The sequence below is a fragment of the Aurantibacter aestuarii genome (assembly GCF_003008425.1).
Classification (GTDB): Bacteria; Bacteroidota; Bacteroidia; order Flavobacteriales; family Flavobacteriaceae; genus Aurantibacter; species Aurantibacter aestuarii.
Genome location: NZ_PXOQ01000009.1, coordinates 107,982 through 124,730, shown reverse-complemented (window position 1 = coordinate 124,730; position 16,749 = coordinate 107,982). Strand labels below are relative to the sequence as shown.

General features: G+C 31.1%; 13 protein-coding genes. 6 read left to right on the top strand and 7 right to left on the bottom strand.

The window, feature by feature from the left end; all coding sequences use genetic code 11:
- Positions 1 to 21 precede the first annotated feature (21 nt).
- The 6 genes from C7H52_RS07320 to C7H52_RS07295 are packed head-to-tail and all read left to right on the top strand — an operon-like array spanning position 22 to position 5,645.
- Positions 22 to 681, top strand: coding sequence for a YggS family pyridoxal phosphate-dependent enzyme (locus C7H52_RS07320; RefSeq protein ID WP_106463247.1), 660 nt, complete (start codon positions 22 to 24; stop codon positions 679 to 681).
- 47 nt (positions 682 to 728) lie between these two features.
- Positions 729 to 2,102 carry an exonuclease domain-containing protein gene (locus C7H52_RS07315; RefSeq protein ID WP_106463246.1) on the top strand — a complete coding sequence of 458 codons (1,374 nt, stop codon included), beginning with the start codon at positions 729 to 731 and terminating at the stop codon, positions 2,100 to 2,102.
- A 25-nt stretch (positions 2,103 to 2,127) separates the two neighbouring features.
- Positions 2,128 to 3,012 carry an ion transporter gene (locus C7H52_RS07310; RefSeq protein ID WP_106463245.1) on the top strand — a complete coding sequence of 295 codons (885 nt, stop codon included), beginning with the start codon at positions 2,128 to 2,130 and terminating at the stop codon, positions 3,010 to 3,012.
- A gap of 3 nt (positions 3,013 to 3,015) precedes the next feature.
- Positions 3,016 to 3,924, top strand: a complete 909-nt coding sequence (gene miaA, locus C7H52_RS07305) for a tRNA (adenosine(37)-N6)-dimethylallyltransferase MiaA (protein ID WP_106463244.1) — start codon at positions 3,016 to 3,018, stop codon at positions 3,922 to 3,924.
- Entirely contained in the window at positions 3,921 to 5,186 is a 1,266-nt protein-coding gene (locus C7H52_RS07300; RefSeq protein ID WP_106463243.1) for a DUF2254 domain-containing protein, read from the top strand. Before miaA ends, C7H52_RS07300 begins: the two co-directional genes overlap by 4 nt.
- A 6-nt stretch (positions 5,187 to 5,192) precedes the next feature.
- The gene (locus C7H52_RS07295; protein WP_106463242.1) at positions 5,193 to 5,645 is read left to right on the top strand and encodes a DUF1569 domain-containing protein; all 453 of its coding nucleotides are present in this window, start codon (positions 5,193 to 5,195) and stop codon (positions 5,643 to 5,645) included.
- Positions 5,646 to 5,696: 51 nt separating this feature from the next.
- Here C7H52_RS07295 and C7H52_RS07290 read toward each other — a convergent pair whose 3' ends face one another.
- The 7 genes from C7H52_RS07290 to C7H52_RS07260 form a co-directional block, all read right to left on the bottom strand.
- The gene (locus C7H52_RS07290; RefSeq protein WP_106463241.1) at positions 5,697 to 6,401 is read right to left on the bottom strand and encodes a response regulator transcription factor; all 705 of its coding nucleotides are present in this window, start codon (positions 6,399 to 6,401) and stop codon (positions 5,697 to 5,699) included.
- Between the two features lie 4 nt (positions 6,402 to 6,405).
- Positions 6,406 to 7,974 carry a sensor histidine kinase gene (locus C7H52_RS07285; RefSeq protein WP_106463240.1) on the bottom strand — a complete coding sequence of 523 codons (1,569 nt, stop codon included), beginning with the start codon at positions 7,972 to 7,974 and terminating at the stop codon, positions 6,406 to 6,408.
- Between the two features lie 64 nt (positions 7,975 to 8,038).
- Positions 8,039 to 8,644 (bottom strand): dephospho-CoA kinase, encoded by a 606-nt coding sequence (gene coaE / locus C7H52_RS07280; protein ID WP_106463239.1) that lies wholly within the window; start codon positions 8,642 to 8,644, stop codon positions 8,039 to 8,041.
- Entirely contained in the window at positions 8,641 to 9,603 is a 963-nt protein-coding gene (locus tag C7H52_RS07275; protein WP_146130022.1) for a CdaR family protein, read from the bottom strand. The genes coaE and C7H52_RS07275 overlap by 4 nt, the downstream gene beginning before the upstream one ends.
- Positions 9,604 to 9,605: 2 nt before the next feature.
- Positions 9,606 to 10,610 carry a glycosyltransferase gene (locus tag C7H52_RS07270; RefSeq protein WP_106463237.1) on the bottom strand — a complete coding sequence of 335 codons (1,005 nt, stop codon included), beginning with the start codon at positions 10,608 to 10,610 and terminating at the stop codon, positions 9,606 to 9,608.
- 72 nt (positions 10,611 to 10,682) lie between these two features.
- Positions 10,683 to 14,615 (bottom strand): fibronectin type III domain-containing protein, encoded by a 3,933-nt coding sequence (locus tag C7H52_RS07265; protein WP_106463236.1) that lies wholly within the window; start codon positions 14,613 to 14,615, stop codon positions 10,683 to 10,685.
- A gap of 190 nt (positions 14,616 to 14,805) precedes the next feature.
- Entirely contained in the window at positions 14,806 to 16,707 is a 1,902-nt protein-coding gene (locus C7H52_RS07260) for a M61 family metallopeptidase (RefSeq protein ID WP_106463235.1), read from the bottom strand.
- Positions 16,708 to 16,749 lie beyond the last annotated feature (42 nt).

Here is a 16,749-nt window from a genome sequence, read left to right as displayed (position 1 = left end):
AGTATTATAAACACAATCTAAATGTCTATAACTCAAAATCTACAACAAATAAGACAAAACTTACCAGAGCACATTACACTTGTTGCGGTGAGTAAAACAAAACCTATTACCGCCTTACAAGAAGCTTACGATGCTGGACAACGTGTTTTTGGTGAAAATAAAATACAAGAAATGGAAGATAAGTTTGAAGCACTTCCTAAAGACATCAAATGGCACATGATTGGTCATGTACAAAGCAACAAAGTCAAATATATGGCAGAGTTTGTAGATTTAATTCATGGTTGCGACAGCTTAAAGCTTCTAAAAGAAGTTAACAAACAAGCTAAAAAACATGACCGAGTTATAAATTGCCTGCTTCAAATAAAAATTGCTGAAGAAGATAGTAAATTTGGAATGACTCCTGAAGATGCAGAAAAGTTATTAAAATCAGAACAGTTTGCTAAATTTAATCACGTTTGTGTTACCGGAGTTATGGGTATGGCTACCTTCACAGATAATGAACAACAAATTTCTTCGGAATTTAAACTATTAAAAAGCACATTTGAACAGCTCAAATCTATTGAAACAGAGAATTGCAAATTAAAAACTATAAGTATGGGTATGAGTGGTGACTATAAAATAGCTATTGAAGAAGGCAGTACAATGGTTCGTCTGGGAAGTAGTATATTTGGAGCCAGATAAACAACTACTACTCTATTTTAAAATACACTAACACTAAAAACACAAATTTGTACGCAATACTGGACATTGAAACAACTGGTGGAAAATTTAATGAAGAAGGCATTACGGAAATTGCTATTTACAAATTTAATGGTCATGAAATAACAGATCAATTTATAAGTTTAGTAAATCCAGAACGAGACATACAACCATTTGTAGTAAAACTTACTGGTATTAATAGCAATATGCTTAAAAATGCCCCAAAATTCTACGAGGTTGCAAAGCGTATTGTAGAAATTACCGAAGACTGTATTTTAGTTGCACACAACTCGTCATTCGATTACCGTATTTTACAAACCGAATTTAACCGCTTAGGCTTCGATTACAAAAAGAAAACACTCTGCACGGTAGAATTATCTCAAAAACTTATACCAGATTTACCATCTTACAGCTTAGGTAAACTTGTACGTTCTTTAGGAATACCTGTTACAGATAGACATCGTGCTTCTGGAGACGCCTTAGCTACGGTTAAGCTATTCAAACTGTTATTAGATAAAGATTCTAATAAAACTATTGTTCGCGATACAGTAAAAAAAGAACAACCAGAGACCATAAAGCCAAAACATTTAGATTTAATAAGAGATTTACCAAATATTACTGGGGTTTACTATTTACATAATGCCAATGGTGATATTATTTATGTGGGAAAAAGTAAAAACATAAAAAATAGGGTTAATCAACATTTTACAGGCACTTCAAAAAAAGCAAAACACCTACAAAAACAGGTTTCTAGCGTAACTTTTGAAGCTTGCGGGAACGAAATGATTGCTTTGTTAAAAGAAAGTGATGAAATTAAGAGTATAAAACCTTATTTTAATAGAGCTTTAACCCGAAATGTTTTTACTTATGCGCTCTATAAATTTACTGATGAAAATGGATATATTAACTTAAGTCTAGATAAAGCAGACGGTCGAAAAAAGAGTATTACAACATTTACAAATAAACAAAGTGGTACCCATTTTTTAGAAAAAATGGTTGAAGATTATAATTTATGTTTAAAGTTGGTAGGTCTAGAACGCACCAACAAAGCATGTTTTAATCAAAGTATTAAAAAGTGTATAGGTGCTTGTATAGAAGAAGAATCAGCAGAAACTTACAATAAACGCATCCAAGAATTAATTAAAAAATATAGTTACGAACATCAAAATATGATTATTGTAGATCGTGGTAGAACTCATGACGAGCGCAGTGCAGTATTAATTAAAAATGGTGTTTTTAAAGGTTATGGTTACTTTAACTTAAATCATCAAATAAATAATATAAAGATTTTAGAAACCATAATAACTCCAATGGAAAACAATAGAGATACGCAACACATCATACAAGCCTATCTTAGAAAACATCCAAAACTTAAAATTATTCCGATAAATCTTGAAGCCTAAACATTAAAAATCTTAAATTTGAGATATGGCATTGGATAAAAAAAACACGAACTGGCGCGATAAACTTCATGAAATTATTTATGAAGCCGATACACCATCTGGAAAAGCGTTTGATATTATTCTGCTTGTTTTTATTCTTGCCAGTATTGCTTTAGTAATGCTGGAAAGTGTAAATCACATAGATGCAAAATATCATTATTGGATAAATATAGGAGAATGGGCTGTTACCATACTTTTTACAATTGAATATATTGCTCGTATTATAACAGTAAGAAAACCTTTAAAATATATATTTAGCTTTTATGGTGTCATTGATTTTTTATCTACCATCCCAAAATATTTATCTTTTATTTTTGTAGGTTCTCATGCCCTTATAACCTTAAGAGCATTGAGACTTTTAAGGGTTTTTCGTATTTTAAAAATTGCACGTTACTTGGGTGCTTCCAATCAACTAAAAGACTCTATTATAGCGAGTCGTGTTAAAATTTTTGTTTTTCTGTTTGCTGTCTTGGTGTCTTCTGTAATTTTTGGATCGATTATGTATTTAGTTGAAGGTGAAGAAAATGGATTTACAAACATTCCTAAAAGTGTGTATTGGTGTATTGTAACCTTAACTACTGTAGGTTTTGGTGATATCGCACCACAAACCGCTCTAGGACAATTTATAACCTCAATTATTATGATTTTAGGTTATGGTATTATTGCAGTTCCTACAGGAATTGTTTCTGCAGAATATGTAAAAAACAGTAATAAAAAGGATAAGGAAGACGAAGAAGCTTCCAAAAAAGGAATTATAACGGAACGTTATCCAAACGTACACTTAAATACCCAACGTTGTAAAAATTGCCATGAAGAATACCATAAAGACGATGCGCGTTTTTGTAGAATTTGTGGAACGGCTTTACATTAAATCATGACTTCTGAAAAGCTACTTATAAGTGTGGTTGGACCTACCGCCATAGGAAAAACCAGTTTAGCCATTAAGCTGGCCAATTATTTTGATACCGAAATTATTTCAGCAGATTCAAGACAATTTTTTAAGGAAATGAGTATTGGTACTGCTGCACCAACCCAAGAAGAATTATCTCAAGCCAAACATCATTTTATTCATCATAAATCTATTTCAGACCACTATAATGTGGGTGCTTTTGAAAAAGATGCTATAGAAACTTTAAACACACTTTTCAAAACCAAATCTACAGTAATTATGGTTGGTGGATCTGGTTTGTACGTAGATGCTGTTACAAAAGGTTTAGACGATTTTCCTGAAGTAGATAGTGAGATTCGTAAGAATCTTAACTTACAACTATCTAATGAAGGTTTAGAGACCTTACAGCTTAAACTTAAGACATTAGATCCAAAAAGTTACGATAAAATTGCTATCTCAAACCCACAGCGTGTTATTAGAGCTTTAGAAATATGTATTGGTACTGGAAAACCCTATTCTAGCTTTCTTCAAAAGAAAAAAAATAAACGCAACTTTAAAACGATTACCATTGGTATTACTGCAGATAGAGATATTATTTATGACCGGATCAATCGTCGTGTAGATATTATGATGTCTTCTGGTCTTTTAGATGAAGTCAAACAATTGGAAACTAAAAAAGACTTAAATAGTTTAAATACTGTGGGCTACAAAGAACTTTTTAAGTATCTTGAAGGTGAATGGACTTTAGAATTTGCTGTTTCTGAAATTAAAAAAAATTCGCGACGCTTTGCTAAAAGACAACTCACTTGGTTTAAGAGACAACAAGAAACTATTTGGATTGCACATAACGAGCCTTTTGAAAACTGTATTTCCAAGTTAAAACCATTTTTATGATTGATAAATTAAAATTATTAATTTCTAAAACTTACCATTTAAAAGATAAAATTGCGTTTTACCCAAGTATTATTGCACTTTTTGGTATACTACTAGCCTACTTTATGCTGTTTCTTGAAGAGAAAGGCATAACTAAATATCTTTTAGAGTATATTCCAGATGTGGTTGTTAACAACACAGAAACTTCCCGAAGTCTTTTAACTACTTTTATTGGAGGCTTAATTTCTATTATGGTATTTAGTTTTTCAATGGTAATGATATTACTTAATCAAGCCTCAAGCAATTTTTCTCCACGACTTTTACCAGAGTTAATTTCCAATAGACGACACCAACTCATACTAGGTTTTTATATTTCAACAATTGTGTATTGTATTTTTATACTGGTTTCTATTGAAGAAAACAGTAACGAATATCAATTACCAGGCTTTTCGGTATTAATTGCTATTGCTTTAATGCTGCACTGTTTAGCTAGTTTTATATATTTTATCCATTCCATTTCTCAGGAAATACAAATTAATAACATTATGGATAAAATTTTAAATACTGCTAAAAGGCGTTTAAATAGACTTATTGATAGTGAAGATGATACCGAAGTTAATTTTCCTGATAGTACTAAATTTCATATTTATAAGGCTACAAAAAGCGGCTATATAACCAATATCGCTCTAAAAAATATTGCTGATATAGCTAAAAAAAATGATTCTAAAATTAAAACTATTGGATTTAAAGGTTCATTTATAATAAAAAATCAACCTTTATTTAAGTCTGAAAAGAAATTAAATGAAGACTGTATCAAAGATATAACCAATCAATTTGAATATTCTACTAATGAGTTGATAGATGACAATTATGTCTTAGCATTTAAACAACTTACAGAAATTGCTGTTAAAGCTATGTCTCCAGGAATTAACGATCCTGGAACTGCCTTAAATGCGATAGATTATTTGTCCGAATTGTTTAGTATACGGTTATTAAAAAGCGATTATAGTTATACAAAAATTGAAGATGTAGCTTGGGTAAATATTACCTCTGTAAACTTTAGTACACTACTCTACCAAGTTATGGCGAGTTTAAGAACTTATTGTAAACGAGATATCTCTGTAGTTCAAAATTTAATTAAGATGCTTCAATTTTTAAAAGAAATTGCTCAAAAAAACACACATAAGGAAGCGATAGATAAAGAATTGGAATTGTTAAAAGGTGATATTAATTCGTCAATAACAAACAAAGAAGATTTAAAATTTTTAAATGAATTATTTTAAAATATTATGGATAAATACATTAATAAAATTGAACAACATTTAATTCATTTTAATACTGAAAATAAAGCTGTTTCCAATCGTGGCGTAGATTGGCATTTAGACCACAGCTTAAGAGTTATGGTTAGTGTTACGAGTCAATTGAAAAAGAGTAATCCGGATGATTATATTAAAACCTTTAATTTAAAACGTGACCTGATTTTTTTAACTAAACAAATCCCTACTGGACAGGTTCAAGCTCCAAAGCATGTTAATACACTAACCAAAATAAATAAAGAGGAAGTTCTTTCTTTATTAGAAAAAGTAAAGATCAATAATTCTCAGTATTTAAAACTTCCAAAAAATGCTTATTTCAATCATCCTTTTTTTGGACATTTAAATAGAAAACAGACCAAACGTTTTTTAGAAGTACATACACATCATCATCTTAAAATTATAGACCGTATTTTAACATCTAAATAAAAAAAAGCTTCAAATTTTAATTTGAAGCTTTTTTTATATCTAGTAATATTCTTATTCGTTAATTACCAATCTAAATCCTTCACCGTGGATGTTTAAAATTTCAACTTTATCGTCTAATTTTAAGTACTTACGTAATTTAGCAATATACACATCCATACTACGAGACGTAAAGTAGTTATCATCTCTCCATATTTTAGTTAAAGCTAATTCTCTAGGCATTAAATCATTAACATGCAATGCTAATAAGCGTAATAATTGGTTTTCTTTTGGAGATAATTTTTCTGGCTCTTGCCCCTTATAACTTAAGAAACGTAATTTAGAGTTAAGCTCAAAATCACCAATAGTAAACATAAACTCATTACTATCTGCTACAGTTTCAGTCGCTTTACGCTGTATAATGGCTTTCATTTTCATTAAAAGCACTTCACTATCAAATGGTTTATTTAAATAGTCGTCTGCCCCTACTTTGTAACCTTTTAACACATCTTCTTTCATAGCTTTAGCTGTTAAGAAAATAATAGGCACATCCGCATTTTTTTCTCTAATCTCTTTTGCCAGAGTAAAACCATCTTTATATGGCATCATGACATCAAGAATACAAAGATCAAAATCATTTTTCTTGAATTTTTCAAAGCCTTCCATACCATTTTTAGCATGAGTTACTTCGTAGTCATTCATGGTTAAATAATCCTTTAAAACAATTCCAAAGTTTGGATCGTCTTCTACTAAAAGTATTTTTTTCAATTGTTCTTCCATAGTGTTATGATATTAAGGGAAGCTTTATAGTAAAGGTGCTTCCAACGCCTTTTGTACTTGTTACACTTATATTTCCGTGGTGATCTTCTACAATTTGTTTAACGTAAGCTAAGCCTAATCCATGACCTTTTACGTTATGAACATTCCCAGTGTGCTCTCTATAAAACTTTTCGAACACTTTTTTCTGTACTTGCTTTGTCATTCCTGCCCCATGATCTTTAATATCTATTAAAATAGAGCTTCCTGCAAGATGTGTAGACACCTCAATTTTTAGAGGTTTGTCTTCTGGTGTATATTTTATTCCATTTTCAAGAACGTTTACTAAAACATTAGTGAAATGCGATTCGTTTGCTAATACGGTAGATTTTATTGCATCAAAATTGGTTATAATTTCTCCGTTTCTATCTTCTACCATTAATTCTACATGGTTAATAGCTTCTTGTAATAAGTCATGTAACTTAATACGTTCTTTAGAAATGTTAAGTTCATTCTTCTCCAACTTAGAAATCCTTAGTACATTTTCTACTTGCGCATGCATACGTTTATTTTCCTCTTTAATCATCCCTAAGTAACGTAAAACTTTTTCCTTGTCGTCTATAATTCTAGGGTTTCTAATAGAATCTAAAGCCAAATTAATAGTAGCTATTGGTGTTTTAAACTCGTGGGTCATATTATTTATAAAATCGGACTTTATTTCTGAGATTTGACGTTGTCTAATTAATTGTAATAATGCACTAGAGAATGCCAGAATTATAATACCAGTAAAAAGAATCGATAATAATAAATTACTATAAATACTTGAAAACATATAGCGTTCTCTTTTTGGGAAATTTACAAGTAAACGGTAATTATTATCATCATTTTCGTTATCAAAAATAGGCAGACTAAAGGTATCGTTATTTTCTATTTGAAAATCTTCCGATGAAATTTTAGTCGCCAAATTATTACTGTAAATGGCAAATTCAAAATCTAAATCTATATCTTCTGCTTTAAGTTTAGTTTCTAACAACTCTCTAATTTCTTCATTAGTCGTTCTTTTATAAATAGGCGTTCTAAAAGCATAATCCATATAAAACGACTCCCATAAAATTTGCTCACGCTCCGAAAGTGTAGAAATTTCATTTACAATATCTACTAAATCAACATCTTGAGCACTAGAGTTATTTAAAACTTTTGTTTCTCTATTGTTTATAATTCGTTTAACATTAATGGTATCTAAACCAATATCAAATAATGCAGAACTTAACTTAAAATTTTCTTCTAAAATCCCATTTCTATATAAGAGAGTTTTATTGGTGTTTTTATTATCTTCTTTTATATAAAAATTAATGATGGCTGTGGTATCTATTTTACCTCCATCATTAATAAGCTGATTAATTTTTATAATACTGTTTAACTTCTCCTTTTTCTCAATATTCTGAATGGTATAACCTATACTTTTTTTTACAGAAAAATTGAATTGATTTTCAAAAGAATTTATAGAATTGTTAATATAATAAGCCTGAAGGCAAATAATACCTATTAAAGATAGGCTCATTAAAACAACCAGAATTATAAATTTGTTTTTGCTCATTGACGCAAATTTAACATTTTAACATTTGGTCGTTGTGTAGTTTAACCTAACGTTAACAAATATGTTAAATTTGTCCGCTGTCTATCAATTCTATAATTTGAAAATGAATATTCTTAACTTGATGTTTTGTAGTTTTTAAGTCAAGATTTTTTATAACAAAATCGGAATTTTCTATTTTAACTTTGTCACTTAACTGATTGGAAATTATTGACTTGACTTTTTTTTCAGTACTATTATCGCGCTCTACCACTCTTTGTACTCTAATTTCTAAAGGAGCAGTAACGGTAATAATAGAATCGAAATGATTTGTATTAGAGTTTTCAAAAATTAAAGCAGATTCGTAAATAACATATTTAGAACTTTGTTTTTTTAGCCATTTCTTAAAGTGTCTAGACACTTTAGGGTGCACAATTGCATTCATTTTTTCCAATAAATCCTTATCCGAAAAAATCTTTTGAGCTATATAAGCTCTATTTAATTCTTTATCTAAATAACTTTCTGCTCCAAACAATTGTTTTAACTGCCTAATTAAGACTTTAGAAGTAACCATTAATTTTTTAGCTTCTAAATCTGCAATATAGACTGGTATATCAAATGTACTAAAACAATTAGCTACTGTGGTCTTTCCACTTCCAATGCCGCCTGTTAATCCTATAATTTTTACGCTCATTTTGTAATAATATACTCTAGTTTGGTTTGCTTCATTCGAGCATCTTTAATCTTAGGATTAATAACACGTAATTCTGGAAACAGAAAATTATTTAATGTATTCGTTTTTTTATAATCAGCAATGATTTTAAAATCTGAAGTTGTAATAGACTTAAAATCATTTAGAGGTACGGTATAAGTAACTTTAATAGTTTTTGGAAAATAATTTATAGATAAATTACTTGGCACATTTATAAGCTCTACAGAGATATCTAGCTCTCCTTCTGTAAAACGCTCTCCTTTTACATTTATTGAAAGTTGCTCTGGTACAACTTTAATTGTGTTTGGATAATTATCTAAATTAAGCTGAAATACTTTAGAAATACTTGAATTAATATTATCAAACTTAGCAACTTTATTAGATAAAGAAGTTATAGTATCAATTATATTTTTAGGACCAATTACTTTTACAGAATCTACACTTAGACTATATGGTTTTAAAGCTCCAAAGCCATTTTCAAAAGAAATCTCTGTAATTGCCTTAATGGGTACTTTTCTAACAAAATATGTATCGAAAAAAATCTTTAAATTTTGATTTACCAATTTAAAATCTTTTATTCTAGTTGATAGTTGCTCTTTTATAGCCGCAAAAGCTTTATCTTCATTTATCTGATAGTAATCTTCTGAAACTGAGAAATCGTCTGTTAGACTTAGTTTTACAGACGGATTTTTAAATACATATCTCATCCAGAAAAAACCTGAAGCCTCAAATTTAACTAAAAGATATATCTCTTCCTTATTTTCAATAACAATATCATCTGGTATGTCTTGAAAATCTATTTCAAACTGTAAAACATTAGTATAATTACTTGATAATTTAACTAATATTAAAATAAAAAAAGCCATTATAAAAAACAGAAAAAAAGCATTTAGCCGTTTTGTCTTTAGTATAGATTTTATAAACCTAATTAATTTAATCATAGTTATTTTTTAAAAAATAAATGCGGAAATAAAGCTTCTGGCGATTTTTTATTTAAAGATAAGATTATAGTTGACTTTAAAAAACCTATTCCATAGGCAAAAAATTGAATTTGAAGCGCTACTATAACTTGAAGTGCAATTAAAACATTACGCATAGTCACTAAAGCCAAAACAAACACTAAAGCGTTATATGTTAGTAATAACACAGCCAACCATTTAAATTGAGTGCCTAAGGTCACTAAAGCAATAATTACTAATATCACATAAGTAGTAGGTAACCAATAAGTGAGTTTTTTGCTATCTGGATGCCAGAAGTTTAAAATTGGTCTTACAGATCCAAATTTATAAACTTGCTGATAAAATTTTTGCCAAGAAATACGTCTTTTATGAAAAACTGAGGCTTTATCGATTAGCTTAGAGTTATAACCTAAATTCCATAATCTCAAAGTAAGATCTGGGTCTTCTCCAGGATGTATAGTTCCAAATCCTTTTGAAGCGAGAAAAGCTTCTTTAGAAATACCCATATTAAAGCTTCTTGGCTGAAATTTATTTAATGCATTTTTATGTCCTCTTATTCCTCCAGTAGAGATAAAGCTAGTCATTACAAAATTTATAGCTTTTTGTAAAGGCGAAAAAGATGGATGTGCCGTATCTGGTCCACCAAAAAAATCAACGTAGAGATGATTTAAACTTTTTTCTACTTCAATTAAATAATTTTCTGTCAAAAGACAGTCACTATCTAGTATAATATAATAATTACCTTTAGCCTTAGACATACCGTAGTTTCTAGAATCTCCGGGACCAGAATTTGCTTTATAATAGTAAGCAATATTCAGAAACTTATTAAAAGCTTTAATAATATGTTCACAGGTTAATGTACTTCCATCTTCTACAATAACAATTTCGTATGGCTTATCGAATTTAAGACTGATAAAACTTTTTAAAAGTTCATCAATTTCATTAGGCCTGTTGTAAACCGGAACAATAAAAGAATAGAGTCTTGACATGTTTACAAATATAGTAAACAAAAAAAAGCCACCTTATTAAAGGTGGCTTGAAAATATGATAAATTATATTTTTTAATTTTTAATTACTTTAATTGTTTTAGAGGCGTTACCAGAAACTACTTTCACAAAGTAATATCCTGCATTTAATTCACTCATATTTACCATAACTTTATTTGTGTTTGGTGTTGTAGAATAAACTGTTTGTCCTAAAACATTAATAACACTTACAGAACTTAATTTAGTTGCTGCATTTATAGTTAATTCATTAGACACTGGGTTTGGATAGTAAGAAAAGTCTAAATTATTTGTATTAAACTCTTCAGTACTCAATGCACTTAATAAATCTACTGTAAAAGCTCCTACATGAAAATCATAGTCTTCAATATCATTTGTAATACCATCACTTCCCCAGAATGCAAATCGAACATCTCCTGAAACAGCAGATAAATCAGCTAAATAATCTGTTCCATTAACACTTGGTTGATTACCTGCATTCCATGTTGTAAGAGTTGTCCAAGATACTCCGTTATCAGTAGTCATTAATAACATAACTTCATCATCACTACCCATAGTATCACCTGCAGAAGTTGACCCACTGAAGTTATAGTTAGTTACGGCTACTTGTACTTTTAAACCATGTGGTGTACCAGATGGAATTGTATATGTTGGTGATAATAACCACTCTCTATCTACATTACCTGTAAATAAATTTAATGCATTAGAATTTACAACGTTTGCATTAACATCAAAATAGGATCTATTTCCTCTCCAATCAGAAGCTCCTAAACCACTTGGTCCAGCAGCAACTTCTCCGTCTGCAGCTTCATCCCAACATGTAGTAGGAGGATTATTTGTAAAGTCTGTTGTCGATGGGAAGACAGTTATAGTAGCACAAGCTGTTCTAAAATTACTTGGCCCTGAGAATGAAGACAAGTCTCCACCACAAACCGCTCTTACGTAGAAAGCATAATCATTTTGAGGGTTTAAACCTGTTATTACATAAGGATTAGTAACTCCAGAAACAGTTGGTGTTCCAGTTGGCGTTCCTCCTGCCGTAACATCTACAATCTCTATATCCCATACTGTTGCAGTCCCATTATCTGTCCAGCCTAATTCTGCTGTTGTTGCAGTAATATTAGTTACTGTTAACATACTTGGTTGAGGACATGCTGGTAATTCTACAAAACTAACATCGTCAATTGCAATATCGTCATAAAAACTTCCTGAATCTGCTACAGAAAATCTTGCTTGAGCAGGTCCTGTGAAAGTTAATGTACTTAAATTAATTGTTTTTAATTCCCAACCTGCTGTATTTGTATTATAAGTTCCAACAGTATTCCATGCTGCACCATCCCAAACTTCAACAGTTAATGTTGCATTAGCATTACCTTCATTATCACTAATTTCAAAAAATGTTAATGCTGGTGTTGTTAATGGTGTTAAATCTACAAAAGGTGACTCTAAAACACTTACATTACTTGTTAATCCTGAATCATCTACTACAGCATAATAATTACCAGATGTTGTAGAACCGGTAATTGTACCAGCATTTCCTACATGGTTAGGCCCAGTTAAATTAAAGTCCCAATCGTCTCCTCCTGCAAGAGTCCAACAATCTGGAACTACACCTGCATTTTCAAAATCTTCTGTGTATGGAGCTGTAAAAGTACTACAAACAGTAGAGAAAGCTAATGGACCAACCCAAGTTGAAACATCACCTCCACAACTTGCTCTTACGTAAAATTCATAAGCATTATTAGGTGTTAAACTCATTACAGTATAAGGATTTGATACCCCAGTTGCTGTTGGTGTACCTGTAGGTGTTCCTCCAGCAGTAATATCTACAACCTCTACATCCCAAACTGTTGCTGTACCATTTTCTGTCCATCCTAAGTCTGCTGTAGTATCTGTAATATTAGCTACTGTTAACATATTTGGTTGAGGACAAGTTGGTAATTCGTCAAAATTAACATTATCTATAGATAAATCTCCTTCAAAAGTACCTGCACTTGTAGCACGGAAGGTAACTGTAATAGTCTGACCCGCGTAAGCTGCTAAATCTATTGTTGCTAGTTCAAAAGGGTCTGTATCATTAGCTTGTTGTTGACCTGAAATTGTAAATACATTATCTGTACCATTAACTAAAACATCAAGTGTTCCCATAACTACACCATACATATGATAGTTGAAGCTTAAAGATGGAGCTGTTAATCCTGATAAATCCACAGAAGGTGATATTAATTCTGTGATATCTCCAGAAGCACCAGCAGAAGCTTCAGTATAAAAATAGTTTCCAGTTGTAATAGTAGGACTTGGTCCTGTATCTGCTGAACCTGTATCTGTTCCTGGGGCAGACTCCCAGTAGTATGCTCCTCCAGTTCCTGTCCAACAATTAGAAGAAATAAATGCTGAAGTAGCAGTTGGGAAAGCTTCAAAATCCTCTAAATAAGGAGCTACAAAAGCATTACATGCTGTTGTAAATGTAAAAGGACCAACCCAAAGACTCAATGTGCCTCCTCCACAATCGGCTTGTACATAATAGTCATAACTCATATTAGCTGTTAAACCAGTTGCTTGGAATGAATTAGTCGTAGCAGTATCCGTTGCCATATTTGTTGGTGCATTACCTGAAGGTAAAATTTCTATATTCCAGTTTGGTGTTGCTGTAGAATTATTATCTGTCCAACTTAAATCTGCAGTTGTTGTTGTAATATTCGCAACTGCTAAATCACTAGGATCCGCACATAAAATCTCTCTAATATCTAAAGTATATGCTGTAGATTGTGGTGTTGCCCATGTTGAAATTACAACATAGTAGGTTTGACCGTTAGTTACATTATAATCAAAATCAAAATCTGCAGTAGATGCTCCATTTGTAGCTCCAGCTATACAAGTCGTTCCAATATCACCACAACTACTATATAAAAACATACCTGCATAATTAGCACCAATACCAGACAGAGCAAAATTTATTGTTGCGTCTGATGTTGCTGTATAAGCATACACAACATCGTCACCATTTAAATAACCGTTTGTGGAACCACAACTAGCACCAGGTGATCCGTTATAATCATCTGCATACACGTTAGTATTATCTGAAGTATTGTAAGGTAAAGCTCCAACAACAATTGGGTTACCACAAACCTGACCTACTGGTGGCGCTGGTCTTGTTTCAAAACTTTCCTCTGTACATCCCATAGCATTTCCATTTGCATTGTAAGGGGTAATGGTTACATAATATAATGTACTATACATTAACGTTGGTAATGCATAAGAAGTTGAATTACCATTATCTACATTATTAACTACATCTACTCCTCCAGGAGTAGTTCCTACAGATAAAAAGTATCCAGTTGGTACTCCTGTAGCTGCAGCCCAAGTTAAATTACTTTCTTCATTAACGTTTGTAGCTCCATTTAATGGTGCTGTTAAAGTAGTACAGTTTGGTGGATTTGATGCTACTTGAGCTCCACTAAAATTATCAATATAGAAATAGTAGTCTCCAGAAGCCCAAGTATTTAATACTCTTAATTTCACATCTGAACCGTTTGGTAAAGAAGCTCCAGGTATTACAACATTAAAAGTTGCACAAGTATTAGCAACGACATGGTTTGAATCGTTTATAGTTCCAGAAGGAGCTGTAGTCCACGTCGTTCCATTATCTAAGGAAAATTGTAATTGAGCCGTACCCCATCCTGCTGGAGTAGCAACTGTTGCTGCAGACCAGTTTACAATTTTATAATCAAAAGAAACTGTTAAATCTGTTCCATTAGATTGCCCAACAAAATTGGGAGTCCCTAGATTTCCAGTGGAAGTAGTTGCTCCAGAATAGATATTAGATCTAAATGAATTACCTTCACAAGCCTGCGTTGCAGTACCAAAATATCTATTTTGAGTCCAGCCAGCCGGTAAAGCGGTTGCCGCATTAAAATTCTGAGAAAAGCCTACTTGTCCGAAGGTTATCGCAGAACATAACAGCATTAAGAATAATGTAATTTTTTTCATATGAAATTTTAAAATTTGTTAGTAAACTATGAAAATAGGTCTTTAATCGATAATAATCCTAGTAATACGATAGACTTTCGATAAAATCATTATAATACCCGATAACATACATCAACTAATACGTTGTATTAATAAAAAAAGGAGCTATACCCAGGGTAAAGCTCCTTTTTTAAGAATCAATTAAAACTAATTAATTATTTAACCACGCTTTTCTTAAATTATTTTGTGCTTCTGTAGCATCTGGATTTACATTTAGTGTTTCACCCATAGTATAAGATTGTGTCAACTCTTTATTAATTACTATTTCTTTACCATCTCTAACTAATACAACATTAATTTTTGTTCCTGGTTTCCACATAAAAACTTTAGTAAATATAGCGTTAGCGTTTTGTAAAGACACCGCTTCTCCGTCAATAGACTTTATAATATCGTTCGCTCTAACACCATTCTCAAACCAAAAGCTATTTTTTTCAACTAAAGGTGTAAAAAATATAGTGCCCTCATTTGGATTTGCTGTAACAATTAAAGCATTACCATTTTGAATATAATTGGTTTTTATTTTAGCTTCACTAACTTGTAAACCTACTTTTTTAAAGAAGTCATTATAATTAATTGGTGTGTTTCCAACAACATGAGTGTCTAAAAATGCTCCAACACTTGGATAAGTCATTGCTGTAATTTCTGTAATTAAATTATCGTCTACAAAAGGTTTATTTTTACCATATTTATTAGACAATTCTTTCATTAAAGATAACATACTTCGATTTCCGTTAGAAGCTTCTCTCATTAAAATATCAATACACATTCCAATTAATGCGCCTTTCTGATAAACATTAATATACTGGTCTGCATATGGGTCTTCCAAAATATTTTCACTCATTTCAGTAAAACTCATAGCGTCATTCATTGCCGATGCAGAATTAATTTTACTTAAAATTTTAGCATAAAAATCTTCTTGAGACTGTAATCCTTCATAAATCTGGAAGTGAGTTGCGAAATATTCCGTTACACCTTCATACATCCACAAGTGTTTAGAAAATGTAGGATCATTATAATCGAAATAATGTACGTCTTCAGAATGTACACTTAATGGTGTTACAATATGAAAAAACTCATGAGAAACTACGTCTATCATACTTTCTGCTAAAGCTTCTTCAGACATCATTTCTGGTAAAATCACCACTGTAGATGTATGGTGCTCTAAAGCTCCAAAACCTCTAGGAGCATCTTCATTATTACCAGCTAAGTATAAATAAATATCATATCTTGGTGTACTATTAATATCTCCTAAGTATTTTTTTTGAGCTTGCATCATTTTAAACATAACGTCCTTAATGGTTGAAGCTTTATGAACTCCTGTTGGGGAAAATACACTTAAAACAATTTTAATATCACCAACTAAAAATTCTTCAACATCCAACTCACCATAAAACATTGGGTTATCTGTAATGTCAAAATATCTTGGTGCAAAATAACTAGATACTGTTTGACCATTATCCATAGCTTTAGAATTGGTTTCCTCTAAAGCAGAAGTTCTTACTAGACTAGATGGAGCCACAACATCTAATTTATATTGGCTGTTTTTTAAGCTGTCAAAATAACCAATAAAACCGTGTAAATTTAAAACATAGTTTGTTGGTTCTATATTAGTTCCAGATGGAGAAAATGGCACTTCATTACCTATTCCTCCTCCGCCATTAGCTGCTTCTTGATCAAAAGTATCATTTACATTATAAGTTATGTAATCTAATTGCGTAGCATTAGAAATTGCCCAAGAGTTCGTATCTAATTTTGTAAATGCTATTTCATTTCCTTTATAATCGAAAGCTTTAAAATTTTCAATGTATTTACCAAAGTCGCTAACAGAATAAGTTCCTTGGACTACTCTAGGCAATCTATAAGTTACAGTTTCGGTAGTAAAGCGTCCTGGATTAATAGTTACTGGAACTTGATCATCTTTTACTTTAGAAATCTCTATTTTAGTTTCTATAGGATTGGATAAAGCTAAATCATTACCAACTGTAGACTTTGAGCCATTACATCCAGTTAGTAACAAACTAAATGCTATTGCAGAATAAATTATTTTTTTCATTTATTTTATATTATGTTTTATTATAAGTAGTCAAAATTAAAA